The 25796-nt window shown below is 68.0% G+C and carries 25 protein-coding genes and 1 tRNA gene; 18 read left to right on the top strand and 8 right to left on the bottom strand.

Translation table 11 applies throughout. From position 1 onward, the window contains the following. Window positions 1–3: 3 nt before the first annotated feature. Window positions 4–1824, bottom strand: coding sequence for a histidine kinase N-terminal 7TM domain-containing protein (locus tag C458_RS10295; RefSeq protein WP_008575471.1), 1821 nt, complete (start codon window positions 1822–1824; stop codon window positions 4–6). Window positions 1825–1920: 96 nt separating this feature from the next. Here C458_RS10295 and C458_RS10300 point away from each other — a divergent pair, with 96 nt between their 5' ends. The 3 genes from C458_RS10300 to C458_RS10310 all read left to right on the top strand — a co-directional run bounded on the left by C458_RS10300 (window position 1921) and on the right by C458_RS10310 (window position 5522). Further along, window positions 1921–3234 (top strand): NAD(P)/FAD-dependent oxidoreductase, encoded by a 1314-nt coding sequence (locus tag C458_RS10300; RefSeq protein ID WP_008575472.1) that lies wholly within the window; start codon window positions 1921–1923, stop codon window positions 3232–3234. Window positions 3235–3381: 147 nt separating this feature from the next. After that, complete coding sequence (locus C458_RS10305) at window positions 3382–4041, top strand: TetR/AcrR family transcriptional regulator (RefSeq protein ID WP_008575478.1); 660 nt, start codon at window positions 3382–3384, stop codon at window positions 4039–4041. Continuing rightward, on the top strand, window positions 4038–5522 hold the full coding sequence (locus C458_RS10310) for an MATE family efflux transporter (RefSeq protein WP_008575480.1): 1485 nt from the start codon (window positions 4038–4040) through the stop codon (window positions 5520–5522). Before C458_RS10305 ends, C458_RS10310 begins: the two co-directional genes overlap by 4 nt. A gap of 27 nt (window positions 5523–5549) precedes the next feature. On the opposite strand, the gene C458_RS10315 is transcribed toward C458_RS10310, so the two are convergent. Beyond that, window positions 5550–6191 carry a DUF6149 family protein gene (locus C458_RS10315; RefSeq protein WP_008575482.1) on the bottom strand — a complete coding sequence of 214 codons (642 nt, stop codon included), beginning with the start codon at window positions 6189–6191 and terminating at the stop codon, window positions 5550–5552. A 121-nt stretch (window positions 6192–6312) separates the two neighbouring features. Between C458_RS10315 and C458_RS10320 the strand changes: the two genes are divergently transcribed. The 6 genes from C458_RS10320 to mptA all read left to right on the top strand — a co-directional run bounded on the left by C458_RS10320 (window position 6313) and on the right by mptA (window position 11099). After that, a complete protein-coding gene (locus C458_RS10320) occupies window positions 6313–7221 on the top strand; it encodes a winged helix-turn-helix domain-containing protein (RefSeq protein ID WP_008575483.1) in 909 nt (302 codons plus the stop codon). An 88-nt stretch (window positions 7222–7309) separates the two neighbouring features. Beyond that, complete coding sequence (locus C458_RS10325) at window positions 7310–7690, top strand: hypothetical protein (protein WP_008575485.1); 381 nt, start codon at window positions 7310–7312, stop codon at window positions 7688–7690. Window positions 7691–7815: 125 nt separating this feature from the next. Then, window positions 7816–9057 carry an NAD(P)/FAD-dependent oxidoreductase gene (locus C458_RS10330; protein ID WP_008575487.1) on the top strand — a complete coding sequence of 414 codons (1242 nt, stop codon included), beginning with the start codon at window positions 7816–7818 and terminating at the stop codon, window positions 9055–9057. 246 nt (window positions 9058–9303) lie between these two features. After that, window positions 9304–9543 (top strand): hypothetical protein, encoded by a 240-nt coding sequence (locus tag C458_RS18135; protein WP_144858646.1) that lies wholly within the window; start codon window positions 9304–9306, stop codon window positions 9541–9543. 152 nt (window positions 9544–9695) lie between these two features. Further along, window positions 9696–10091: a hypothetical protein gene (locus C458_RS10335; protein ID WP_004042237.1), complete on the top strand. Its 396-nt coding sequence runs from the start codon at window positions 9696–9698 to the stop codon at window positions 10089–10091. 81 nt (window positions 10092–10172) lie between these two features. Beyond that, window positions 10173–11099, top strand: a complete 927-nt coding sequence (gene mptA, locus C458_RS10340) for a GTP cyclohydrolase MptA (RefSeq protein ID WP_008575490.1) — start codon at window positions 10173–10175, stop codon at window positions 11097–11099. A gap of 60 nt (window positions 11100–11159) precedes the next feature. Here the strand turns inward: mptA and C458_RS10345 are convergent, their stop codons facing one another. Together C458_RS10345 and C458_RS10350 are read right to left on the bottom strand one after the other, a co-directional pair. Then, window positions 11160–11963, bottom strand: coding sequence for a TrmB family transcriptional regulator (locus C458_RS10345; RefSeq protein WP_004062611.1), 804 nt, complete (start codon window positions 11961–11963; stop codon window positions 11160–11162). 74 nt (window positions 11964–12037) lie between these two features. Then, complete coding sequence (locus C458_RS10350; protein ID WP_008575492.1) at window positions 12038–13696, bottom strand: DUF255 domain-containing protein; 1659 nt, start codon at window positions 13694–13696, stop codon at window positions 12038–12040. 171 nt (window positions 13697–13867) lie between these two features. Between C458_RS10350 and C458_RS10355 the strand changes: the two genes are divergently transcribed. The 4 genes from C458_RS10355 (at window position 13868) to C458_RS18805 (ending at window position 15527) form a co-directional block, all read left to right on the top strand. Further along, entirely contained in the window at window positions 13868–14449 is a 582-nt protein-coding gene (locus C458_RS10355) for an FxsA family protein (protein ID WP_192815236.1), read from the top strand. A gap of 182 nt (window positions 14450–14631) precedes the next feature. Beyond that, window positions 14632–14705 (top strand) — tRNA-Ile (locus C458_RS10360). Window positions 14706–15028: 323 nt separating this feature from the next. Beyond that, window positions 15029–15217 (top strand): hypothetical protein, encoded by a 189-nt coding sequence (locus tag C458_RS10365; protein WP_004042242.1) that lies wholly within the window; start codon window positions 15029–15031, stop codon window positions 15215–15217. 181 nt (window positions 15218–15398) lie between these two features. Continuing rightward, the gene (locus C458_RS18805; RefSeq protein ID WP_004042243.1) at window positions 15399–15527 is read left to right on the top strand and encodes a hypothetical protein; all 129 of its coding nucleotides are present in this window, start codon (window positions 15399–15401) and stop codon (window positions 15525–15527) included. 126 nt (window positions 15528–15653) lie between these two features. On the opposite strand, the gene C458_RS10370 is transcribed toward C458_RS18805, so the two are convergent. Both C458_RS10370 and eis read right to left on the bottom strand, forming a co-directional pair. Further along, window positions 15654–16676 (bottom strand): sodium:calcium antiporter, encoded by a 1023-nt coding sequence (locus tag C458_RS10370; RefSeq protein WP_008575496.1) that lies wholly within the window; start codon window positions 16674–16676, stop codon window positions 15654–15656. Between the two features lie 69 nt (window positions 16677–16745). Next, window positions 16746–17969, bottom strand: a complete 1224-nt coding sequence (eis, locus tag C458_RS10375; protein WP_008575498.1) for an enhanced intracellular survival protein Eis — start codon at window positions 17967–17969, stop codon at window positions 16746–16748. A 139-nt stretch (window positions 17970–18108) separates the two neighbouring features. On the opposite strand from eis, the gene C458_RS10380 reads away from it, so the two are divergent. The 3 genes from C458_RS10380 to C458_RS10390 all read left to right on the top strand — a co-directional run bounded on the left by C458_RS10380 (window position 18109) and on the right by C458_RS10390 (window position 19433). After that, entirely contained in the window at window positions 18109–18330 is a 222-nt protein-coding gene (locus C458_RS10380; RefSeq protein WP_008575500.1) for a hypothetical protein, read from the top strand. 164 nt (window positions 18331–18494) lie between these two features. Then, entirely contained in the window at window positions 18495–18746 is a 252-nt protein-coding gene (locus C458_RS10385; RefSeq protein WP_008575502.1) for a hypothetical protein, read from the top strand. 156 nt (window positions 18747–18902) lie between these two features. After that, window positions 18903–19433: a DUF5815 family protein gene (locus tag C458_RS10390; RefSeq protein WP_008575505.1), complete on the top strand. Its 531-nt coding sequence runs from the start codon at window positions 18903–18905 to the stop codon at window positions 19431–19433. Window positions 19434–19458: 25 nt separating this feature from the next. Here the strand turns inward: C458_RS10390 and C458_RS10395 are convergent, their stop codons facing one another. Next, window positions 19459–20481 carry a S66 peptidase family protein gene (locus C458_RS10395; protein WP_008575507.1) on the bottom strand — a complete coding sequence of 341 codons (1023 nt, stop codon included), beginning with the start codon at window positions 20479–20481 and terminating at the stop codon, window positions 19459–19461. Window positions 20482–20625: 144 nt separating this feature from the next. On the opposite strand from C458_RS10395, the gene carB reads away from it, so the two are divergent. Continuing rightward, the gene (carB, locus tag C458_RS10400) at window positions 20626–23874 is read left to right on the top strand and encodes a carbamoyl-phosphate synthase large subunit (protein WP_008575509.1); all 3249 of its coding nucleotides are present in this window, start codon (window positions 20626–20628) and stop codon (window positions 23872–23874) included. A 108-nt stretch (window positions 23875–23982) separates the two neighbouring features. Continuing rightward, a complete protein-coding gene (locus tag C458_RS10405; RefSeq protein ID WP_008575511.1) occupies window positions 23983–24753 on the top strand; it encodes an SDR family oxidoreductase in 771 nt (256 codons plus the stop codon). Window positions 24754–24768: 15 nt separating this feature from the next. On the opposite strand, the gene C458_RS10410 is transcribed toward C458_RS10405, so the two are convergent. Further along, window positions 24769–25590 carry an NAD(+)/NADH kinase gene (locus tag C458_RS10410; protein ID WP_008575512.1) on the bottom strand — a complete coding sequence of 274 codons (822 nt, stop codon included), beginning with the start codon at window positions 25588–25590 and terminating at the stop codon, window positions 24769–24771. Window positions 25591–25796: the final 206 nt, after the last annotated feature.

Raw genomic sequence — 25796 nt, forward strand, 5'->3', positions numbered from 1 at the left:
CCCTCAGTCGTTTGTCGACTGTTCCGCGTTCGCGGGCTCGGGTTCGGTCTCGACGCCGGTGAACTCGAACCGCGCCCCGCCGGCGTCGGACTCGGTGAGTTCGACCGACCAGCCGTGGGCGTCCGCGACCGTCTTGACGATGGGCAGGCCGAAGCCCGTCCCGTTTTCGTGGGTCGTGTACCCCCGCTCGAACACGTCGGCGCGCTCCGCCTCGGGGATGCCGGAGCCGTCGTCTTCGACGGTGAAGCCGTCGTCGACTCCCGCGACGACGACAGTGAGCGAGCCGCCGTCGGAGGCGTGTTCGACGGCGTCGTCGGGAGTATCCCGACTGCCTGTGGAACCGTGTTCGACAGCGTCACCAGACGCAGTCTGGTTGCCCGGAGAACCGTGTTCGACAGCGTTCCGAAACAGGTTTTCGAGCAGTTGTCGGAGGCGGCCGCGGTCGGCCGCGATAGTCCGGTCGACCCGAACGTCGAGGGTCGCGTCGCCGACGACCGTGCCGTCCCACGCCTCCTGTGCGACCGTTCGGAGGGCGACCGGCGTCACGTTCGTGAGCGTCTCGCCCTGCCGCGCCAGCGTGAGGAGGTCCTCGATGATGGTCTCCATCCGGTCGTGGGCGTTTTCGATTCGCTCGAAGTACTCCGCGTCGCCGGTCTCGGCCGCCAGTTCGAGATAGCCGCGGGCGACGGTAAGCGGGTTCCGCAGGTCGTGGGAGACGACCGACGCGAACTCGTCGAGCCGCTCGTTCTGGCGTTCGAGCCGTCGCTCGCGTTCGACCCGTTCGGTCACGTCGCGGACGAGCACGAGCGACCCCGACATGTCGGACTCGTCGCCCAGCGGCGTCGTCTCGACGAGGAGGGTGCGCTCGCCGTCCTCCGTCGTGAGGGTCGCCTCCGCCTCCGACCCAGCGGTCGGAACGCCGCCCAACGCGTCGACCAGTTCCGTGGGGAGGACGCGCGCGACGGACTGCCCGTAGGCGTCCGAGAGGGGGAGCGAGAGGAACCGCTCGCCCGCGGGGTTGACGTCGATGACGCGCCCCGCGCCGTCGAGGACGAGCGCGGCGTCGTGCATCGACTCGACGGCCGATTCCCACGCGACGGGGACGAGTGTGAACAGCCGGTGGTGGAAGACGCTCCACGCGACGGCGGCCGAAGTGACGGAGAAGGCCAACACGGTGAGGTCGAGACCGGGGGCCGGACTCAGTCCGGCGACGCAGACGACGCCGCCGACGGCCGGGACCAGACCGCCGCCGAGGAGCGCGAGCGTCTGCTTCCGGTAGATGCCGTCGGCCCGCAGGAGCGTTCGGCCGAGGACGCCGCACCCGAGCAGGATGAGCGCGTAGGCGTAGGCGATGAAGCCGTCGAACGCGACGCCGTGTTCGTTGACGAGGACGGCGTAGCCGTGGTCGGCGTCGACCCAGAGGTCGGTCCAGATGAGCCCGTGCCACGGGTTCGTCAGCACGAGCGCGACGACGGCGACCGGCACGGACCCGAGTGCGGCCCACGCGACCCGCGAGCGCAGGTCCACGCCGGCGTGGCGCGTCACGTACGCGAACCACAGGAGGGGCAGCGGCGCGATGCCGACGTAGCCGAGCTGGTTCAACAGCACCTTCGTCGAGAAGTCGGTCACGGAGAGTTCGAGCGCGTACGTCCCCATCCAGAGCCCGGACGCGACCAACAGGAGCGCGCCGAGGGTCGCGCCGGGAACGAGGCGGCGCTCCGTCCGGCGGCGGAAGAGGTAGGCGGCGAGAACGACAAAGAGGAGCGCACCGATTCCGATGGGAATCGTGTACGGCGTCGTTTGCCAGTACGGAGCGCCGTGCATGCCCCGCTTTCTATCGACAGGGGTTAAAACTCCCACCGTCGGCCCCGGAACCGGCCAATCAGAAAGGACTTTCCACCCCACGCCGAACCTCGGGGCATGATAGGCATCGTCGGCGGCGGCATCGCGGGCCTCGCCGCGGCGTACCGACTCCAGAATCGGGGTCACGACGTTCGAGTCTTCGAGGCGGCCGACTCCCTCGGCGGCCTCGCAGCGACCTACGAGACGAACGGCGACGACATCGAGAAGTTCTACCACCACCTCTCGAAGTCCGAAGAAACCATCGTCGAACTCGCCGCGGAACTCGGCCTCGAAGACGACTTGGAGTGGCGCATCGGCAAGAACGCCTACTACGTCGACGGCGTCGTCCACCCGCTGGACACCGCGTGGCAAATCGCCGCGTACCCCCACATGAGCCTCTACGACAAGTTCCGCCTCGGCATGCTCACCCTCGGCGTCGACGTGCGCGGGGGTATCCCCGACTTCGACGCCTACGAGGAGCTCGCGGAGTACGAGCACACCCCAATCGAGGAGTTCGTCGTCGAGCACACGACCCGCGGCGTCTACGACAACTTCGTCGACCCGCTTTTGGACGGCAAGTTCGGTGAGCGCAAACACGACGTGTCGGCGTCGTGGTTCCTCGGGCGCGTGCGCTTCCGCGGCGAGCGCGACCTACTGCGCGGCGAGAAACTCGGCTACTTCGACGGCGGCTTTTCGCCCTTCATCGACGCGCTGGTCGAGGCGGTCGGCCGCGAGCACATCGAGACCGGCGCGCGCGTGACGGAACTCGACACCGACGGCGAGGCGGTCTCGACGCTGACCGTCGAGACGGACGACGGGACCGAGACCCACGAGGTCGAGTCGGTCGTCGTGGCGACGATGCCGAACGTGCTCGAAGAGCTCACGGGCTTCCCCTGTGATATCGACTTCCAAGGGGCGGTCTGCGGGCTGGCGACCATGTCGGAGTCGCTGATGGACACCTACTGGCTCAACATCGCCCACGACGCGCCGTTCGGGTCGCTCATCGAGCACACGAACTTCGTGCCGAAAGAGCGCTACGGCGGCGACCACCTGCTGTACGTCGCGAGCTACGTACAGGGACCGCACGAAGAGCTCTGGCAGATGAGCGACGAGGAGGTCGAAGACGCGTGGTTCGACGAAATCGAGGAGATGTTCCCCGACTTCGACCGGTCGGCGGTCGAGGAGTTCAAAATCGCTCGTAACCCCCGCGCCGGCCCGGTGTACGAACGCGGCTATCTCGACCTCGTGGTCCCGTACGACCTCGGCGGCGACGTGGCCGAGGGCGTCTACTACGCGGGGATGGCGTCGGAGGCACAGTACCCCGAGCGGTCGCTGAACGGCGGTATCGTCGCCGGCTACGAGGTCGCGGACCGAATCGACCGCAGCCAGTAGCCGTCACAGCGCCGTTTTCGAAGCCGTTTCAGCGCGGTTTGTCGCCGTGACGTGCGACGGTATCTCGTGCCGCTTAGTCGCACGCTTACCGGCAATCCGTTTCCCGTTCGCAACTGCTTTTTAAGCCGCTGACTGACTAGTCAGTTAGTGAGTGCAGACGAAACGCCGGACCAGTCGGTCCCCGACGAGGTCCACGAGGAACTGATGGCCGCGACCTACCGGGCGCTGTGCGCCCACGGCTACGCGGACCTGACGATGCAACGAATCGCAGACGAGGCCGGAAAAAGCAAGTCCCTCCTCCACTACCACTACGGGACGAAACAGGAACTGCTCGTCGCCTTTCTCGACTACCTGTTCGACCGCTTCGAGGCGCGGGTCGCCGCGACGGAGGGCGACGCCCCCGAGACGCGGCTCCGGGTCCTCCTCGATAAGATGGTCCCGGACGGCGACTACGACGGCGACTACGACCGCTTCGGACTGGCCCTCAACGAACTGCGGACGCAGGCCCCCTACGTCGAGCCCTACCGCGAGCGGGTCGCCCGCAACGAGGCGGTCATCCGCCGCCGCCTCGCCGACATCATCCGCGAGGGCGTCGAGAAGGGGGATTTCCGCGAGGTCGACGCCGACCGAACCGCGTCGCTTCTCTTCGCCGCGCTCGACGGTGCGCGCCTCCAGCGCGTCGCCGTGACCGACCCCTCGGGAACCGAGACGGCGAGTCAGTCCGCCTTCGATGCGCCGACCGAGGTCCGCGCCGCGCTCGACGAGTTCGTCGTCGAGAACCTCGTTCGCGAGGGGGGTGACGAATGAGCGCGAAGGCCAAGGACGTCAACCTCGTCGACGGCGACCTCGTCAAGCCGATGTTGGTGCTGTCGCTCCCGCTCGTCTTCTCGCAGATTATGCAGGTCGCGTACAACCTCGCCGACACCTTCTGGGTCGGGCGCGTCGGCTCCGAGGCCGTCTCGGCGCTGTCGTTTTCGTGGCCGCTCGTCTTCCTCATGATTTCGTTCGGCGGCGGGTTCACCGTCGCGGGGACGGTCCTCGTCGCCCAGAACAAGGGCGCGGGCAACCACGACGAAGTCGACCACGCCGCCGGCCAGACCCTCGGGTTCGTCATCCTGCTCTCGGCCGGGTTCGCGGTCATCGGCTATCTGTTGACGCCGATACTGCTCCCGCTCATCGGGACGACGCCCGGCACCGAAGTCCACCAGTTGGCGGTCGAGTACACGCGCACCATCTTCCTCGGCGTCGCGTTCATGTTCGGCTTCTTCATCTTCCAGGCGCTGCTCCGCGGGTGGGGCGACACCAAGACGCCGATGTACCTGATGGGGCTCGGCGTCGTCATCAACGTCTTTCTCGACCCGTTCCTCATCCTCGGGTTCAACGCGAACCCGATATTCGGCCTCCTCGGCCTCGAAGGCCTCGGCCAGTCGCTGTTCGCCGCCACCGGATTCACGGGCTTCGGCGTGCAGGGCGCGGCCATCGCCACGGTGTTCTCCCGCGGCGTCGGCGCGCTCGTCGGCTTCTGGCTCCTGCTGTCGGGCCGGGTCGGCATCAGCCTCTCGCCGCGCGACCTGATTCCGGAGCGCGAGATGGTCGAGCGCATCGTCCGCATCGGCGCGCCGTCGAGCATCGAGCAATCGACCCGCGCGCTCGGCGTGACCGCCCTCACGGCGCTCGTCGCCTACGCCGCCGTCAACGCCGGCGGAGCCAGCACCGAGACCGCGGTCGCCGCGTTCGGTATCGGCAACCGCCTCAACTCGCTGGTGTTCCTGCCGGCCATCGGCCTCGCGCAGGGGACCTCGACGGTCGTCGGCCAGAACCTCGGCGCTGACCAGGCCGAGCGCGCCGAACACGCCGTGTTCTGGGGCGTCGGCATCATCGTCACCGCGCTGGTGTTCGTCTCCGCCGCCGCCTACCTGTTCGCCGAACCCATCGTCGCGGTGTTCATCCCCGGCGAGCCGGCGGTCATCGCCATCGGCGTCGACTACCTCCGCATCATCGGCCCGACGTTCCTGTTCCTCGGGGCGTTCAACGTCGTCAACGGCGGGTTCCGCGGCAGCGGCTCGACCCGGACGGCGATGGTGTTCTCGCTCATCTCGCTGTGGGTGCTTCGCATCCCCGCGGCGTTCGTGCTCGTGGAGTTCTTCTCGATGGGCCCGACCGGCATCTGGTACGGCATCGCCTTCTCGAACGTCGGGGTGGCGCTGCTCGCCTTCGCGTGGTTCACCCGCGGGACGTGGAAAAACAGCGTCGTCGATGTCGGCCCCGCCGTGCCGACCGACGACTGAGCCGGACCCGACTTCGCGCGGCCTCTGTTAGGCGGTCTTCTCGTCCGTGCGGTCGACGTCCTGCATCCCCGGCGCGGCCGACACGTCCACGTCCTCTGGTTCGTCGGCCCCGCCGACGCCAACCTCGCCGGAGTCGTCTTCGACGTACACGTCGTCGGCGAAGCCGCCCTCCGCGTGGGGGTGGTCCGGGTCGTCGAGTTTGTCCAGCGTCGCGGGCGCGTCGGGGATATCGATGGTGCGGAACTCGCCGAGCGGCTCTGCGATGTCGATGCCGTGGCGCTCGAAGAACTCCTCGTAGCGCTCGTAGTGTGCCTCGATTTCGTCGACCGGAATCTCCATCATCTCGGTCCAGCCGTGGTTGTAGAAGTCGAAGTTGGCCTGGACGTGGGTTATCTCGCGGGCCTCGGCCTCGGGGAAGCCGGCGTCGAGCGCCGCGAGGTAGGTGTCGAAGGTGCACTCGAAGAACGCCGCCATGTGGTCCTCGCGCTCGTCTCGGCGGTCGGGGTCCGCGCGCTCGCTGAAGATGCGAACGTGGAGGTCCACCATCTTCTCGGTGGCGATGTCGCCGATGACCGGCATGGTGAGCGCCTTTTTCGTCGCGAAGTGGCGGATGTTCTGGCGAATCTTCATTTCGTCGTTCGCTTCGGGTCGAATACACGTAAAGACCACGTCTCCGGGGACGACGGCGCGTTCGCCCCGAGCGAGACGGACCGACCCCGTCGCGGCCCGCGAAGCTCCCGAACGAGATTTGACGAGGTGATTTAATGCGACTCGCCCGAATGAGGGTGGTATGAGCGACTCCGTATCCGCCCGCGAGGACTCGGTCCTCGACTGCGACGACTGCATCTCGCCGGCCGAAGCGTTCGGCATCGTCGCCGACGAGACTCGACTCACCATCCTCGAAGCGCTCTGGGAGTCACCCGACCGCCCCATCACCTTCTCCGAGCTCCGCCGACGGGTCGGCGTCGACGACAGCGCGCGCTTCAACTACCACCTCGGAAAGCTCCGGGGCCAGTTCGTCCGCAAGACCGACGACGGCTACGACTTCCGGCACGCCGGCGAGAAGGTCGTCCGCGCCGTGCTCGCGGGGACGTTCAACGAGGACCCCGTCCTCCCCGCCTTTCCGGCCCCCGGCTCCTGTGTCGCCTGCGGCGGCTCGCTCGAAGCCGACTACGGCGACGAGAAACTCACCATCTCCTGTGCCGACTGCGCTCGGGTCCACGCTCACGAGGAGTTCCCGCCCGGCGGTCTCGAAGGCCGCTCGTCGGAGGCGCTCCTGTCGGCGTTCGACCAGCGCGTGCGACACCTCCACTGTCTCGCCGCCGACGGCGTCTGTCCGGAGTGCGGCGGAACGACGAGCACCGCGCTGTCCCGCGACGCCGACCCGTTCGACCTCGAGGTGGTCGTCACTCACCGCTGCGCCCAGTGCGGCTACGAGGCCGTCTCGCCCGTGGGACTGGTCCTACTCGACGAATCGGCGGTCCTCGGCTTCCTCTCCTCGCGGGGCAGAGACGTGTGCGGGACGCCGTTCTGGCGGTTCCCGTGGGTCGTCGGAGACGAGGCGCTCACCGTCGTCTCCGAGGAGCCGTGGCGCATCCGCGTCCGCATCGACGCGGACGACGAGGCGCTCGTCGTCGAGCTCGACGGCGACCTGTCGGTCGTCGACTCCGCGGTCGAACCTGTCGAGCGAATTTCATAAGTGCGCTACGGTAAACCCGCTTACAGAACTGTAATTAAGATTACTATTCTGGTGTCGACGGTCGTCTCTCCACACGAGGAGAACGACCGTGTTCGACGATACTCATCTCGGCCGCGGCGACGTACGAGAGACGGTCTCGAGCCGGCTCAGAACGCTCTCAGAGACGGCGCTCGTCGCGGTCGCGGCGGTCCTCGGCGTCGTCGCGGCCACCGCAGTCGCGACGCTCGTCGCCCCGCTCGCGCCCGGTCTCGGTCTCGTGGCGCTGTTCTTGGGCTGGCCGCTCGGCTTCGCAGTCGGCATCGCCGTCGTTCGCGGGGCCGTCGGCGTCGTCGCTGCCAGCGGCGTTCGCGGCCTCGCCCGCGACGCACTCGCTCGTGGCGACGACGACGCGGCGTCGGGACTATCAGAGGACGCGGCGTCGGGACCGTCGGAGTGCCCCGCTGCCGCCGACGGCGGCTTCACCGAGTGACTCGGTGAGTCGAAGCAACGCCCGCGATTCGGCTCCCGTCTCGCCATCTCGCCCCGAGTTCCGCCTGCAAAACAATCATGAGGGAGATAGCAATCCACATTAACCCCGAATACAAACGTCGGGTCATGAGCCAATCGTACGTGATCGTCGGCGACGGTATCGCCGGGGCCTCAGCGGCTGAGACACTCCGCGAAGAGGAACCCGACGCCGACATCACCATCATCACGGACGAGGGCGAACCGCTGTACAACCGCATTCTCATCAAGGAATTCGCCAAGGGCAAACTGCCCGAGGCCCCCATCTCCATCCACGACGAGTCGTGGTACGACGACCGCGACGTGGACCTCGAACTCGACACGCTCGTCACGGACATCGACCCCGAGGGCCACACCGTCACCGCCCACGACGGCACCGAGTACGACTACGACAAACTCCTCCTCGCCGTCGGCGGCACCCCGACCCAACTGCCCGTCGAGAACTCCGACGCCGAGGGCATCCACCACTTCTGGACGTTCCAGGACGCCCGGGACATCAAAGAGCACATCGAGGGCGCGGACAACTCCGTCGTCATCGGCGCGGGCCTGCTCGGCATCGACCTCGCGGCCATCACGGCCGCCCAGGAGGTCGAGGGCAAGTACCTCATGCGCGGCAAGGCGTGGTGGCGCTACGCGCTCTCCGAGGAGGGCGCGGAAATCATCCACGAGGCGCTCCGCGAGCGCAACGTCGAACCCGTCTTCGACTCCGGCGTCGACCACTTCGAGGTCGACGAGAACGACCGCGTCACGACCGCCGTCGACCCCAACGGCGACCGCTACGACGCCGACTTCGTCGGCATCGCCATCGGCCTGAACTTCAACACGGAGATTCTCGGCGGCACCGACATCGAGTACGACAACGGCATCTACACGGACGAGTTCATGCGGACGAACGACGAGGACATCTTCGCGGCCGGTGACATCACCGAGTTCCACGACCTCATCCTCGGTGACCGCGCCCAGAACGGTGCGTGGGGCTCCGCCAAAGAGCAGGGCACCATCGCGGCCAAGAACATGGTCGACTACGGCTCCGAGGAGTTCCGCTGGGTCTCGTCGTACTCCATCACCCACTTCGACTTCCCGTTCCTCTCCTTCGGCCACCCGACGCTCGGCGACGACCACGTCGAGGCCAAGTACTCCGACACCGAGTGGCGGCGGCTCGCCATCAAGGACGGCAAAATCGTCGGCGGCGTCCTCATCGGCGACCTCTCGCCGCAGACGAAGTACAAGAAGCTCATGCGCGAACAGGTCGACGTGAGCGGCCAAAAGGAAATCCTCGTGAAACAGGAGTTCCAGCTCGACGACCTCGAAGGCGCGGCGGCCGAACAGTAACCCGGGACATCGCTCCCGCTGTTTTCACCCGGCCAGCCGCGTCTGCGCGTGTCCCGCCGGTCCGGGCTCGCGCGCCGCCCGCGGCTCGCGGTTCGCTCGCTCCCGCTTTGGCTCTCTTTCGTCCGGCGCACTCACCGCCGCCAGTTCGTCTCGTCTTGTCTCGTCTTGTCCCGTCTCGTCCCGTCCCTCGTCGTCCGACGCCCCAACGGCCAAACATTTATCTCCGCGTATGATGTGTGTTACCATATGTCATCTAAAGACGGACAGCCGCCGTCTTCTCCAGACGCCACCGCACCGCCGACCGTCGCACCCGTCTCTGACGTACCGCCCGGCGTGCGCGTCCATCACTTCGACGAGCTGAGCGAGCGGACCCAGCGCGCGCTCGCGACCGCGACCCCCGCCGGCACGCTCGACATCGACACGACCACCTCGCGGCTCTCGCGGGGCGACATCGTGGTGTTCACCGACTACGTTCGCGTCAAGTAAGTTCTCTGCGCCGCCCCGTTGCTCGCGTTCGCCCCCCGTCCCGGTCGCCGCCGAGCCGGCGGTCCCCCGCTCGCGGACGGCCGGGACCGAAGTCGTTTTCCACGCGTCGCCGCCTATCGCCGGGTATGGCAACAGGTGGCGGCCAAGGAACGATGACGCTCGCGTTCGAACTCTCCGCGCTCAAACAGCTCGGCGACCCGAACGCGGCGTTTTCGGACGCGCGAACGTGGACGAAGTACATCGGCGTGGTGAGCGAGAAGCCGACCTACGTCGTGACGAACTTCACCCGGAAAGAGCGCATCCGGCAGGACTTCTTCTCCGGACCGCGCGGCGTCGAAGAGAGCCTCGAAAACGTGATGCGCCAGTTCGACACCGACCGGCACGTCTTCATCGGCACGTCCGACGAGGACCGCGCGGTGGCCGAAGAAACCGGCTGGGAGTACCTCCCGGTCGAGGACGCCGCCGAGGCCGCCGAGTGGGTGCTCGCCGGCGACGACGACGCCCCCGCCGACCCCTTCGAGGCCGAGGGGCGCGACGACTGGCCCTAGTCGGAACACAGCGGCGCGTTCGGCCGCGATTCCGTTCCCCTATCGAAAGCACTAATCAGCAACGGCACTTTTTACTCCTCGATGAGTCACCAGTTGCCTGACGTACAGGCCTCCCAGCCGGACGTGACCGTCGGGCTGAGCCAGGTCGGCGTCACGGGCGTCGAGAAGCTCGTCAAGATCGCCCGCGACGGGAAGCGACCCCTCGTCTTGATGGCGGAGTTCGAAGTGTTCGTCGACCTCCCCGGCGGCCGCAAGGGCATCGACATGAGCCGAAATATGCAGGTCATCGACGAGGTCCTCGAAGCCGCCGTCTCCGAGCCGGCCTACCGCGTCGAGGACATGTGCGGCGACGCCGCCGAGCGCCTCCTCGCCAAACACGAGTACACGACGACCGCCGAGGTCAGCATGACCGCCGAACTCGTCGTCCGCGAGGACACCCCCGCCAGCGGCCTCTCCACCCAGAGCACCGCACAGATTATCGCCAGCGCCACCGCGACCGACGAGGGAACCCGCGAGGAAATCGGCGCGGAAGTGGTCGGCATGACCGTCTGTCCCTGCTCGCAGGGCATGTCCGCCTCCCGCGCCCGCGACGTGTTGCAGGACCTCGCCGTCGACGACGACACCATCGAGGAGTTCCTCGACAAGGTCCCCCAGCCGGGTCACTCCCAGCGCGGCCACGCCACGCTCACCGTCGAGACCGAGGGCTCGCCGGAGGTCGACCTCATGGACCTCATCGACATCGCCCGCGACTCGATGTCGGCGCGTATCTACAACCTCGCAAAGCGCCCCGACGAGGACCACATGACCTACCACGCCCACGCCAACGCGAAGTTCGTCGAGGACTGCGTCCGCTCGATGGCCGAGCTGTCCATCGACGCGCTCGACCACCTCGGGGACGACGCGGTGGTCCACATGAAACAGTCGAACGACGAGTCGATTCACCAGCACAACGCCCACGCCGAGCGCGAGGTGACGCTGGGACAGCTCCGCGACGAACTCGACGCCTGAACGCCCTCGACGCCCGAGACGCCCGCTTTTCGAGCCTCGATTCTGTACCGCCGCGAGCCGCTACAACGGGAGCGGTGCCGCTTCCTCCCAGCGCGGGTCGAACGTCGCTCGGAGGTCGGCGGCGAACTCGGGGTCTTTCAGGTCTATCATCGCGAACGCCTGTCCGGGGTTGAGGGGATTCGGCACCTCGATACAGACCTCCACGTCGTCGATGAGGTTGAACACGCCCGTGACGTTCTCCGCGGTGCGCGCGCGGAAGTTCGACCTGCTCGACAGCCGGTCCATGTAGCTCTGGCCGACGCTCTCGGGCAGGCTGTCGACGAGCCCCGGCGACATGAGCATCGACACGTCGACCCCGCGGTCGAGCGCGGCCTCCAGTTCGTCCACGACGAGGTCGCCGACGGCGTCGAGGTCGAACTGCGGCGAGGGCGTCCCGGCGACCATCACGAGCGAGTCGTCGGCCGCCGCGAGTCGCTCCACGAGCAGGTCGATTGTCTCGTCCGCACCGACCGCGGCCGTCCAGAACTGGTCGTGAACCGGCTCGGCGGCGTCGAGTTCGTCGGTCAGCTCGGCGACGACGTTCTCGTACTGCTCGGCCTTCTCGGCCAGCTCTTGGCGCTTCGATTCGAGCAGGCGGTCGAGCGCCGTGTCGGGTTCGACGGCGACGTACTTCTTCGGCCGGCTGGCCGCCTGACTCCGGATGAGGTGGTACTGTTCGAGGCTGTTCAGCACGTCGTAGACGCGGCCCATCGGCACGTCGCTGGCGCGGGATAACTCCTTGGCCGTCGTCGCGCCCGTCCGCAGGAGGGCGCGATAGGCTCGGGCCTCGTACTCGGACAGCCCGAGGTCTCGCAGACTGGTCATGCACCGTCCGTCACGTTTCTCCTTGATAAACAAACCGGATGTTTACACCCGTCTGCGGTTGCCGCGGGTCGCGGTCAGGCGTCGGGCGTCACCGTGGAGACCGCCTCCATCAACTCCTCGGGAGTGGTTGCCTCCACCGCCGTCTCGCCGGCGCTGACGCGCGCGGTCCCCGCCGAGAGACCGTCGGCACCGGCATCCGGGACCACGAGCGCCTCGTGGTCCGCGACGCGGAGCGCCGCCCGGTGGAGGTCGGAGCCGACGCCGTCGTTGAGTTCGACCACGAGCGGGTCGCGGAGCAGCCGCGCCGCCGCGGTTCCGTAGGCGGCGACCTGCACGCCGATGCGGTCCCACGCGCCCGCGAACGCGGCGATGGTCTCCTGTGCCACCTCGCGGTAGCGCTCGTCGTCCGTGAGCGCCGCGAGGTCGACGAGCGCGTTCGCCATCTCCACGTTCCCGTCGAGCGGGCGCAGCGGCGACGACAGGAGCGCCTCGCCGCTCGCGGGGCCGTCGAGGAACGACCCCTCGTCGAACAGTTCGTCGATGGCGGCGTCGGCAACCTCGGCGGCGAAGTCGAGGAACGGTTCGCCCGCCACCGTTTCGTCGCCGAGCACCTGCCGGGCGCGGCAGGCCGCGGCGACCACCCGCGCTTGGTCTTCGAGCAGGAGGTCCTCGCCCGCGTCGCCGCCGGACCGGAAGTGCGTCACGACGCCGTCGCCGACGAGGTCCCCTGCGACCCGCGAGAGCGCGCGCGAGCCGAACTCGCGGGCCCGCTCGTCGTCGGTGAGCCCCGCCAGCACCAACAGCGCGTCCGCGGCGAGGGCGTTGCCGCCGGCGTACACCGTGAGGTCTGTCCGCGGGCCGGGGGCGTTGTCGCGGCCCTCCTCCCCGAGAAGGTAGTAGTCCGTCCCCGCGGCGGGGCCCATGCTCCCCGCGAAGCCGGTGCCCGTCCACAGCGAGTCGACGAGGAAGTCGGCGGTCCCCGAAGCGGGGTCGAGGTAGGCGTCCTCGCCGGTGTAGCGGTAGCCGTTGGCGAACGCCCGCAGGAGCGCGGCGTTCGATTCGAGCGTCTTCTCGCGGTTCGGCTTCGACCACGCGGCGTCGTCGGCGTAGCGGAAGAAGCCGCCCTCGACGGGGTCGTACAGGCCGTCTCGAATCGCGTCGAGCGACCGGAGCGCCCGGCTTCGGTCGCGCTTCAGCGCGAACTCGACGGTCCGCGGGAGCGGGAACTTCGCGGCGTCGCCCCAGCCGCCGTGGGCCTCGTCGAAGGCGACTTCCAACTGTCCGGCGAGGTGCGATTCGATTTGCGGCGAGACCTCGCCCGCGGGCGGGAGGTCGCCCCTCAGCGCCCGCGGGAGCCGCCCGGCCTCTGCGCCCTTCTTGTCCCACACCTCGCGCACGCGGTCGATGACCTGCCGCATGCCGTCGGGGCCGATGAACGTCGCGCCCGTGATGGGGTGGCCGTCGGGCGCGAGGAAGACGGTCGAGGGGAAGCCGCCCATGTTGTACCGCTCGCGGATTCGCGGCTGACGGTCCACGTTCACCCGAATCGGGACGAAGCCGTCGTTGAGGTTCGCCGCGATGCGCGGTTCGGCGTACGTCTCGGCGTCCATCTCGTGACAGTCCTCGCACCACGTCGCCGACAGCGAAAGCAAGATCGGCTTGTCCGCCGCTCGCGCCTCGGCGAACGCGTCGGGACCCCACTCTCGCCATTCGACGCGCGTCTCGTCGGTCATGTCCTCCCATCCGCGATGGACGCGGGTAAGCGCTTCGAGGCCTCGTGGCACGACCGGTCGCCGTCCGCGGGTCGCGCGAACCCCTCGACGACCGTCGCGGACGGATTCGAGAACCCGGCGCGTCGCGGGCGGGACAAAAGGGCTATGGGCCGCGACCCGGTAGTGTCGCCCATGCGAACGCGCACGCTGATGGCGCTCTTGCTCCTCATCCCCCTCTCCGACGCGTTGCTGCTCGTGGTCGTCGCGCAGTACATCGACCTCGTGCCGACCGTCGCGCTCGTCGTCCTGACCGGGCTCGTCGGGATGCTCATCGTCCGCGCCGAGGGGCGACACACCCTCAGAAGCCTCCAGTCGAAGTTCGCCGGCGGCGACCTCCCGACGAACGAGGTCATGGACGGCGGCCTGCTCATCGCCGCGGGCGCGTTCCTCCTCACGCCGGGGCTCGTCACCGACACCATCGGCTTCCTGCTCGCCATCCCGGTGACCCGGTACCCCATCCGCGAGGTGCTCAAGCGCTTCGTCGTCAAGCCCTACCTCGACAAGCGCGCCGACGGCTTCGTCACCGGCAACGTCTGGACGACCGGCTTCCCGCAGGGCGACTTCGGCCCCGGCGGACCCGGGGCCCCCGGTGGCTCGCCCGGCCCGAGCGGGGGGAACGGTTCCGACGGAAGCGGCAGTAGCGGCGGTGACGGCGTCTACGACGCCGACCCCGACTCCTACCGGTTCGACCGCGACGGCAACGACTCCACGTAACGGTCGGCTCTCCTCTCGTATCCGTTCTCGTCTGCGGGTCGCATGCGCGTAGCCACGCGATTGGCTCGCGTTTCGAGTCCCGCAATCGACCGACGGCGACGACATTCACTAACACGCACCAACGCGCCTCCGAAAAGAAAGTCTTAAAATCAACAGCGCACAACGAGTGAATGCGCTTACCTGGGCCAATAGCTCAGTCAGGTTGAGCGCTCGGCTGATAACCGGGAGGCCCGCGGTTCAAATCCGCGTTGGCCCACTCCCATCGATAACGTTTCGTTGCCGATGCGAGTCAGGGGCTGAAACTCCCCGGCCACCCAACTTCTGCGAATATCACCGACCGAGAGAACGCTCGGTCCGTCGTTCGTGCCGTCGGGACGAATCAGCGACGAAGCCTCGGCTCCCCCGAACGACGACCATTCAAATACATAGAATCACAAATGTCTGACGCAACTATTCAATTATTTCGCACAAATAGGCGTCTATTGACACAGGTCTGTCCGCATTCACCGGCACATAGTTGGTCGAACGGACGAATACAGAGAAAGCTATATGACGCAATAGATTGTGGTACTGAATAACATGGAATACGAACTCACCTGTCTGTACGGGTGCGGCCACACCTCCACGGCCGACTCCCGCGAGAGCGTCGGTGTTCTCGCGATGGAACACATGGACGACGAACACGACACGCCCGTCGACCCGCTCGAAGCGGGCGAACTCGCGTTGAAGCGCTTCGACGGTGCGTCGCTCCGGCAGGCGCGGCAGTAGCGAACACTCTGACTTCTGTCACGTCTTCCACTCCGAGTTTCGCTCGGCACCAACCGTTTCACACCTCCGAGCGGCGGCGCTGTCGCCCGGTTCCGTGGCTACGCATCCGTCCCTCCCGAGCAAATTTACTCAGTTCTGTATCCCAGTAGTATTAAATCCGTACACGCCATACGTGTTGGTGATGCCAACCATCGACGTCTCCGAACACCTGTACCGCCAGATTGAGTCCGCCGCCGACGGCGAGGACCTCGACGCGGCGATGTGGAAGATGGTCGGCCGGTACCAGCGCGGTAACACGCCCGGCGACTAACAGGATTCGGACCGACCCTCGACCCCCGACTGCGCGTGCAGTCATCATCAACCTCGCTCGCCGCGACTGCCCTTCCCGCGGCGAGTCCGTTTTCCGTTTTCTGAGTGAGTACTCCCGAGCGTCGCCTCAGCCGAGAACGCCCGTCACGCCGAGGCTCTCTGCGACCAGCCACGCGACGAACAGCGCGTAGGTTCCGAGGAGGACGTACGCCTCGCCGCGCGTCAGCGCCATCTCGGTCCGGAGGACGGCGAAGAAGACGACCGACGCGCCCGTGAGGAAGCTCATCATCGGAACGACCTCCTCGAACGCGATGACCGCGCCCCCGGCGACGAGGATACCGACGGGGAGGGCGACGAGGAGCGCGAAGACGTTGCTCCCGAAGACGTTGGCGAGGCTCATCGGCGCGTTGCCCTGCCGAGCGGCTCCGACGCTGACGAAGGTGTCCGGCAGGCTCGTGCCGGCGGCGACGACCGTCAGCCCCCAGAGGAACGGCGACGTGCCGAAGGCGTCGCCGAGGCCGACCGCCGCGCGGACGAGCAGTTCGGCTCCGACGAGGATGACCGCGAGCGACCCGCCGAGCGCGAGCCACTCGCGTTTCGGGTTCACGCCGTTGACGACGGCGGTGAGCCCGGCGCGGTGCTCCAGCGTGTCGTGGTACTGCATGAACAGATACAGCCCGTACAGCCCGAGCGGGATGCACGCCAGCGGGCGCGTGACGAACCCGTCGAGGCCCGCGGTGTCGGCGGCGGGGCGGTAGATGACCGCAAGCGAGAACGTGAGCACGAGGACGGCGATAGAAAGCAGGTAGAACTGCGCTTCCTTGTAGACTAAGTCGCGGTTCGAGGCGAGCCGCTGGCCCTCACCGACCAGCGCCGACACGGCCGGAATGATGAGGATGTTGTAGACGGCCGACCCGACGACCGCACCGACCCCGATGTCGAACGACTGGTACCGGAGCGTGGCGATGACGATACTCGATAGCTCGGGAAAGCTCGACCCCACGGCGGCGATGATAGCTCCCTGCACGATGGCGGGGAGTCCGTAGTACGCGCCCAACCGGTCCGAGGCCTGCACGAGCATGTCGCCACCCTTCCACGCGAGAATCGCCCCGACGACTGTGAACCCGACGAGAATCGGAACTGATGCCACGCCCGGACTTCGGCGGCCGGTGAGAAAAAACCCGACCCGGCCGGGTGTCGGATTCGACGCTCCGCTCGCTCAGAACCCCTCGCGCAGGTAGCGGTCCCGCTCTGTGAACACCGAGGCGAGGGCGTCGACCGCCTCCGCATCAGCGACCGAGAGGCGGTCGGTGCGAGCGAGCGCCTCGACGGCCCGCGCGCCGACGAGGAGTTGCGAGAGCGCCCCGATTTCGACGGTCGCGTCGGGGTCGGCGTCGCGGCCAACCGATTCGACGCTCGCCGCGCCGTCGGCGACGATGAGGCTGAACGAGCCGTCGTTCCAGTCGCACCGGCCGTCTTCGACCGCGAGGACGAGGTCGCAGGCGGCGTCGGCGGGGAACGAGACGGCTTCGAGGGCGGCCGGCACGTCCACGATGCGGACCATCGGGCCGGGCTTGAGTTCGACCGTCGCCGCCCGCGGGTCGGTCAGGTCGTCGATGAGCCGGGTCGATTCGTGTTCCGACGAGAGGACGACCTCGTCGACCTGTGAGTCGTGGTCCCGGAGGAACCGAAACAGCTGCGCGCGGGCCTCGGCGTCGGCGGCGACGAGTTCGTCCACGGACAGCGTCCGCGACTCCCAGTCGCCGGTCACGTCGTAGACGACGTAGCCGCGGAGGTCGCCGTCTCGCTCCCAGCCGTAGACGAACGGGTCGTCGCCCCACCCGCGGAACAGCCGGTGGCGAATCCAGCCCTCGCTTCGGTCCACCGCGAGGTCTTCGGTCGCCGCGGCCGCGGACACGGCTTTGACTCGCTCCCAGTCGTCGGCGTCGAGTCGGACGAACTTCCCGACCGGGTCGGCGGCGACCGCCCCGAGCTCGTCGGGCGGCACCGTCGTCTTCGCGTAGTTGTTCGCCGTCGCCCAGCCGAACCGACGGTAGAAGGCGTACTCGAACGGCCAGAGCGCCGAGAGATATCGGTCGGTGTCGCGGAACTCCGCGAGGAGGGCGTCGAGCATCGCGGCGACGTGGCCCCGTCGGCGCGCCTCCGGGGGTGACGCGACCGCCGAGATACCGGGGAGCGGGTGCCACTCGCCGCGGACGCGGGCCGTGAAGTCGTAGAAGGCGCACACCGTCCGCAGGTCGGCCGCGTCGAGGTCCTCGACGGGCGCGTCGGGCGAGGCGTCGTAGAACCCCCGCGGGCGGTAGCTCTCCGGGTCGGGCAGTCGCTCGTCCGACCAGTCGGGGCCGTTCTCGGGCCGGAAGGCGTAGTTGAGGAACTCGCGGTACGTCTCGCGGTGCTCCTCGGGGAGGGGACGGAGGTGCATACCCGCGGTGCGTCGGGGGACGATATAGGTTTTCGGTGCCGTGGGCGCGCAGTCGAGCGATTCGGACGCGTCGGGACGGGGGTTCGGGGTCGCTCTCGGAACCGTGCGATTCACGTCGCCTCGGTCCCGAGTCCCGCTCATGAGCGAGATGAAGCAGTCGTTTCTGTCGCGGGGGAACCTCCTCCTCGCGGCGGTCGTGACGCTCGGCATCGTCCTCCCGGGCGTGGCGCGACGCCTCCTCGGCGAGGCCGGCTACAACGACCTCGGGATGGTCGTGTTCACGCTCGGCTACGCGGGCATGGTCGTTATCGTCTGGTACGGGTGGATTCGCCCGCTCGACATCACCGGTCCGGCCGAGTAGCGCGCCCCCGTCCGTCGGGCGTCACCCGCACCGACAGCGGCGTTCACCGACTCCCGGGGCCGCACCGACCGCCCGGTCGCCCCAATATCGGGGGTTCGACCGCCGGTTTCCAACGAGAATAACGGAACTTTGATAGTCGATTCGAACCGACCGAGAAAACAAGAATGCTTCCCCTTCAGCTCGTAGACACCTTCCTGCTCGACTACAACATCGGGCAGGCGCTGTTGCTCGTGTTCGTCCTGTCGACGGTCGGAACGCTGCCGCTGAAGTCCCGGCACGTCCTCGGCATCAACGCCACGCTGTTCGGGCTCATCTTCCTTCTGACCCCGGTGACGCTGGCCAAGCCCCACTACATGTTCCTCGGCATCACGCTCCTCGTCGTCGGCCCCATCGTCTACGTCTCGGGCCGTCGCTGAGGGGATGCCGACGGGCGGTTTCGCCCGACTCACCGCCGTTTTTCGCGACAGTCCGACGGACCGACCGACCGCAACCGACGGTCCGCGACTCGTTTTTCGCTCGCGCCGATTCCGAAGAACGCGACGTTTAAACGGCGAGAACCGCAACCCACGGGTATGTCTGAACCGAGCGTTCCCGGCGGCCGCGGGGCCGTCTTGGACCTCCCCTGCGGCGAGACGAAGCGCGTCCGGGAACTCGACTTGGGCAAACGGGAGTTCGACTGTCCGTGCGGCGACAGCCACGCCGTCGTCATGGACGTCCACCCGCCCGACCGCTTCCTCCCGGAGTTCCTCGTCGACATCCTCCAGGAGACCATCGAGACCACGAGCGACGACATGCCCGAGTTCGGGACGGCCCACCTCATGGGTATCGTCTTAGAGGAGTTCCCCGAGGCCGTCGTCTCCGAGGACGTGTCCGAGGACGGCGAACTCGGCGCGGGCATCGTCTGGGTAACCGATTTCGATTCTCGAAGGCTCCACGAGATCATCGTCGAACTCGTCGTGGAACTGATGGAACACGCCGTCAGCCACGCCGACGACGACGAGGTCGTCTCGGAGTTCGAGTCGAAGATGCTCCAGTTCGACGTGGGCGAGTTCGTCGACCAGTACCGCGCCCAGCGCGACCTCGACCCCGAGCCGTACGTGTAGCGCTCGGGCGGGGACGCCCCGCTTTTCAGTCGATTCGAAGCCGCTCGACCGCCGGGTCCAGCGTCGCCTTCGCGCCGAGCGGGAGCGGCACCGTCGGGTCGGCGTGGCCGAACTCCACGTCGAACACCGCCGTGGCGTCGGGGTTGTACGCGTCGAGGACCGACAGCAGCTCCGCGCGGAGTTGCGCGCCGTAGTCGGCCGGCGGCTCCCACTCCAGTTCGGGCGAGTACGTCCGCGGCCGACCGACCACGACGCCGTCGAATCGTTCTAACAAGCCGCGTTCGCCCATCGACCGCAACGTGTACCGGACCTCGCGGGGGAGCGGCACGTCCTCCGAGGTTTCGAGCGCGAGCACCGCCCCGTCGAGTTCGTCGGGGTCCGGGAGGTAGCGGTCGGTCTGGAGATGCCACTTCAGGACGCTGAAGTTCCCGCCCCAGAGCCGACCGGTCACGCGTTCGTCGCCCCGCCACGTCCGACCCGGGTTGTCGCGCCACTCCCGCGGTTCTTCGGTGTCGAAGTCGAACCAGTCGTCGGTCCACTCCGGGGCGGGCTCGACGACGCCGATGGAGCGCTCGAAGAACGCGCGCCGCAGGTAGCGTTCGACGTATGGGTGTAGCTCGGGGTCCACGGTGAGCGTCGGGTGGAGCGTCGCGCCGTAGCTCACGACGCCGTGGGTCCAGAGGAACAGCCGGAGATTGTCGTTGTCGCTGAAGCCGAAAAACCGCGTCGGCGACGCGGTCAGTCTGCTCGGGTCGAGATGCGGGAGGATTCGAAGCTGGTCGTCGCCGCCGGTGACCGCGATGACGCCGCGTATCGACGGGTCCTCGAAGGCCGCCATCACGTCCTCTGCGCGCCCCGCCGGGTTGTCCCGGAGCCACTCCCAGTCGCGTCGGGCCGACTCGAAGACGACGGGGTCGAGCGAGAACACGTCGCGGAGTCGCGCGCACGCACGGTCCAGCTGTGACTCGTCGATGGGGCGCGACGGCGCGACGACCGCGACCCGGTCTCCGGCGTCGAGCGGCGGCGGCGTCGTGAATACCGCGGGCATGCGTAGCCGCTACTCGGATTCCCCTCAAAAGCCTTCCCCGGCCGCGATACGGTCGTTCGACGAGCTTTTCGAAATTCGCAATCGAGTTTCGGACCTCGTAATTTTTCGCCGGACTTATTACGATGTGCGGATTGGATTCCGACGATGACTGACGAGGACACCTCGACCGGCCCTCAGGAAGGCACGGAGGACCGGACGATTTTGCTCATCGGAAGCGGCCCAATCCAGATCGGACAGGCGGCGGAATTCGACTACTCCGGCGCGCAGGCCTGCCGCGCGCTCCGAGAGGAAGGCGCGCGAGTTGTCCTCGTCAACTCGAACCCCGCGACCATCATGACCGACCCCGAGATGGCCGACAAGGTCTACATCGAACCCATCACGACCGAGGCCATCTCCGAGATTATCGAACGCGAGCGCCCCGACGGCGTCATCGCCGGACTCGGCGGGCAGACCGGACTCAACGTCACGGCCGAACTCGCGGAGGAAGGCGTCTTAGAGGAGTTCGACGTGGACATCATGGGCACGCCGCTCGACACCATCTACGCGACGGAGGACCGCGACCTGTTCCGCCAGCGCATGGAGAAAATCGGCCAGCCCGTCCCGAAGTCGACGACCATCTCGCTGGAGGAAGACGAGGCGGTCGAGAACATCACCGAGGAAGCCCTCGAAGAGCGCGTCGAAGCCTCCGTCGATGCCGTCGGCGGCCTCCCGGTCATCTCGCGGACGACCTACACGCTCGGCGGCTCCGGGTCGGGCGTCGTCCACGAGATGGACGAACTCGTCTCCCGGGTCCGCAAGGGCCTCCGCCTCTCGCGCAACAGCGAAGTCCTCATCACGGAGTCCATCTCCGGGTGGGTCGAACTCGAATACGAGGTGATGCGCGACGCCGACGACTCGTGTATCATCATCTGCAACATGGAGAACATCGACCCGATGGGGATTCACACCGGCGAGTCCACCGTCGTCACGCCCTCGCAGGTCATCCCCGACGAGGGCCACCAGGAGATGCGCGACGCCGCGCTCGGCGTCATCCGCGAACTCGGGATTCAGGGCGGCTGTAACATCCAGTTCGCGTGGCACGACGACGGCACCCCCGGCGGCGAGTACCGCGTCGTCGAGGTGAACCCGCGCGTCTCGCGCTCCTCCGCGCTCGCCTCGAAGGCGACCGGCTACCCCATCGCCCGCGTCACGGCGAAGGTCGCCCTCGGCAAGCGCCTCCACGAGATTACCAACGAAATCACCGGCGAGACCACCGCCGCCTTCGAGCCCGCAATCGACTACGTGGTCACGAAGGTCCCCCGGTGGCCCAAGGACAAGTTCACCGACGTGGACTTCGAGCTCTCGACGGCCATGAAGTCCACCGGCGAGGCGATGTCCATCGGGCGCACCTTCGAGGAGTCGCTTTTGAAGGCGCTGCGGTCGTCCGAGTACGACCCCGCCGCCGACTGGGACGAGGTGTCCGACGAGGAACTCGAAGCCGACTACCTCGAAACGCCGACGCCCGACCGCCCGTACGCCATCTTCGAGGCGTTCGAGCGCGGCTACACCACCGAAGACGTGGTCGAACTGACCGACATCCACGAGTGGTACGTCGAGCGCTTCGGCCGCGTCGTCGAGGCGGTCGAGGCCGCCGCCGAGGGCGACTTCGCCGCCGCCGCCTCCGCCGGCCACACCAACGCCAGCATCGCCGCGGCGACCGGCACGAGCGTCGGAGAGGTCGAACAGAACGTCCCCGGCCGCACCTACAAGCAGGTCGACACCTGCGCCGGCGAGTTCGCCGCGCAGACGCCGTACTACTACTCCGCGCGCAAGCCCGAGTTCTTCCGCGGGCCCTTCGAGGGCGACTCGGCGGGCAACGAACTCCGCGTCGACCGCGACATGGAGAGCGTCGTCGTCGTCGGCGGCGGCCCCATCCGCATCGGGCAGGGCGTCGAGTTCGACTACTGTTCGGTCCACGCGGTGCAGGCGCTCCGCGACATGGGCATCGACGCGCACGTCGTCAACAACAACCCCGAGACGGTGTCGACGGACTACGACACCTCCGACGGGCTGTTCTTCGAGCCCATCACGGCCGAGGAGGTCGCCGACGTCATCGAGGCCATCGACGCCGACGGCGTCATGCTCCAGTTCGGCGGGCAGACCTCGGTCAACATCGGCCACCCGCTCGAATCCGAACTCGACCGCCGCGGCGTCGACTGCGAGATTCTCGGCACGACCATCGACGCGATGGACCTCGCCGAGGACCGCGACCGCTTCAACCGCCTGATGGACGACCTCGGCATCCTCCAGCCCGAAGGCGGCTCCGCGACCAGCGAGGAGGAGGCGCTCGACCTCGCCAACGACCTCGGCTACCCCGTGCTCGTTCGCCCGTCGTACGTCCTCGGCGGCCGCGCGATGGAAATCGTCCACTCCGACGCGGACCTCAAGGAGTACATCGAGGAGGCCGTTCGCGTCTCCCCCGACAAGCCCATCCTCATCGACGAGTTCCTCGCCGACGGCGTCGAACTCGACGTGGACGCCGTCTCCGACGGCGAAGACGTCCTCATCGGCGGCGTGATGGAACACGTCGAGGCCGCCGGCGTCCACTCCGGCGACTCCGCGTGTATGATTCCGCCGCGCTCGCTCGACGACGAGACGATGGCCCGCGTCCGCGAGGTCACCGAAGACATCGCCAGCGCGCTCGACACGGTCGGCCTGATGAACGTCCAACTCGCGGTCAAGCAGAACGAGGACGGCTCGAACGACGTGTACGTCCTCGAAGCCAACCCCCGTTCCTCGCGCACCGTCCCGTTCGTCTCGAAGGCGACGGGCGTCCCGATTGCAAAGCTCGCGGCGAAGGTCATGGCCGGCAACTCGATTGCCGACCTCGACGTGAGCGAGCAGATTCCCGAGCAGGTGTCGGTTAAGGAGGTCGTCCTCCCGTTCGACCGCCTGCCGGGTTCGGACCCGCGTCTCGGCCCGGAGATGAAGTCCACGGGCGAGGTCATGGGCACCGCCACCTCGTTCGGTAAGGCCTACGAGAAGGCCCAGTCGGCGGCTAACGACCCGATTCCGTCCGACGGCACCGTCTACGTCGACCTCGCTGACCCCGAGTTCCCCGACGCCGACAGCGAGGCCGGACAGGAACTGCTCGACGCCTTCGACGAGTACTACGAGGTGCTCACGCCCGGGGACGTCGACGACTTCCTGACGATGCTCCGCGAGGGCGACTTCGACTTCGTCGTCTCCCGCGACCGCGACACGCTCATCGACTGCGTCGAAGAGGAGGTCAGCTACTTCTCGACGTACGCCTCCGCGAAGGCGGCCCTCGAAGCGCGCGGCGCGGCCGACGAGGACATCGACGTGCTCCCGGTCGGTGAGCGCCCGCGCGTCGTCGCCAACTGGGGCCAGTAAGGAGCCGACAGGGCGCGCGAACCCTCCGACGCGACGTTTCGATTCACCGCCGACCCGGACTTTTGACGCGTTCCCGAAGGTTATTGAGCCGCGCCACCATGCGCGGGTATGGCACGCAATCGCGGTCGCGTCCTCCTCGCCGGTGCGACGGGTCGGACGGGCCGACACGTCCTCGACGCGCTGGCCGAGACGCCCCTCGTCGTCAGGGCGCTGACCCGCGACGCCGACGCCGAGTCGGAGCTCAGAGCGCGCGGCGCGGACGAAGTCGTCGTCGGAGACCTGCTCGACCCCGACGACGCCCGTCAGGCGGTCCTCGACGCCGACGCCGTCGTCTCCGCGGTCGGCGTCTCGGCGGGGCTCGAAACCATCCGCGGCGACCTCGTCGACGGCGCGGGCGTGGTGAACCTCGTGGACGCCGCGACCGCCTCCGGCGCACAGCGCTTCGTTCTCACGTCCTCCATCGGCGTCGGCGACTCGAAGGGCGGCCTCCCGCTGTCGCTCCGCGCGCTTCTCACGGCGGCGGGCGTCCTCTCGGCGAAGGAACGAAGCGAGAACCGGCTCCGAGACGCGCCGCTCGACCACACGATTGTCAGGCCCGGCGCGCTCACCGACGGCCCCGCGACCGGCGACGTGGTCGTCGGGGAGGGCGGCGACTCCGTCCGCGGGAGCATCCCCCGCGCCGACGTGGCGAACGTCCTCGCGCACTCGCTTTTCACCCGCGAGACGGAAAACCGGACGTTCGAGGTCGTCTCCCGCCCCGGACTCCGCAAGCGGGCCGACAACGTGGTCGATATCGATTGGACGCCGCTGCCCCGGGCCGAGGCGGCGGGCGACGAGAGCGAACGAGAACGAGAGCGGGAGCGAGAACTCGCGGAGTAGTCGGCGGCGGCGCAGTCAGTCGAGCTTGCCGAGCGCTTCGAAGAAGTCGGAGGTCGGCCCGGCGAGTCGAACCGGCGAGTCGGACCGCTCGATGCGAACCTCCGTCGGCGGCGATACCGTCCGCCGGGTCCGCCCGTCGCCGACGACGACCGCCGACGCCGCGCCGGTGACGGTGACGCTCACGGCGGCTCCCTGAGGGACGACCAGCGGCGGCATCCCCTCGTCGGCCGCCATCTCGGTGACGACGAGTCCCTCGACGCCGGGGTGGACGAGCGGGCCGCCCTCGCTGAGGTTGTAGGCGGAACTCCCCGCGGGCGTCGTGACGAGCACGCCGTCGGCGTGGCTCCCGGAGTACAGCGAGCCGTCCACGCGGACTTCCAGGTCCGCGCCGCCGCCGTGACCCCGCCGAGGGCCGTGGACGACGACCTCGTTCATCGACGGGTCCATCTCCCAGCCGTCGCCGCTGGCGACGATGCGAGGGACCTCTCGAACCGACTGGCCCCCCTCACGGAACGCGGCGACTTCGGCCAGCACCTCGTCGATGGCGTCGGCGGGCGAGACGGCGTTCAGGAAGCCGACCTCGCCGAGGTTGACGCCGAGAATGGGAACGCCGTCGGCACCGCGGGCGGCGTAGAGAAACGTTCCGTCGCCGCCGATGCTCACCACGAGGTCGCAGTCGTCGAACGACTCGACGGGCGTGCCCTCGACGCCCAACTCCTCGGCGGTCGCCGCGTCGACGACGGCCTCGGCGTCGACCTCGGCGAGCGCCTCGCTCGTCTCCGCGGCGAGGTACGCGGCCCGGCTGTTGCCCTTCTGTGCGACGATGCCGACCTTCATGCCCCGCGGTTTGACGCCCCCGGGCAAAAGCCCACCGTCACGTCGTCCGGTCTCGGCTCGCTCGGTTCGTCCCGACGCCTCTCGGCTCGCCGCCCCCGGTGACGCTGCGTGGTAGCTCCGCGCACGGGAAACGTTCATCACGACGCCGACACACCATGTGGTGATGGCAGGCACGGACGCCGGCCGCGCTGTCGTTCGGTGGTGGC

This window comes from Haloferax sp. ATCC BAA-644 (assembly GCF_000336975.1).
Classification (GTDB): domain Archaea; phylum Halobacteriota; class Halobacteria; order Halobacteriales; family Haloferacaceae; genus Haloferax; species Haloferax volcanii.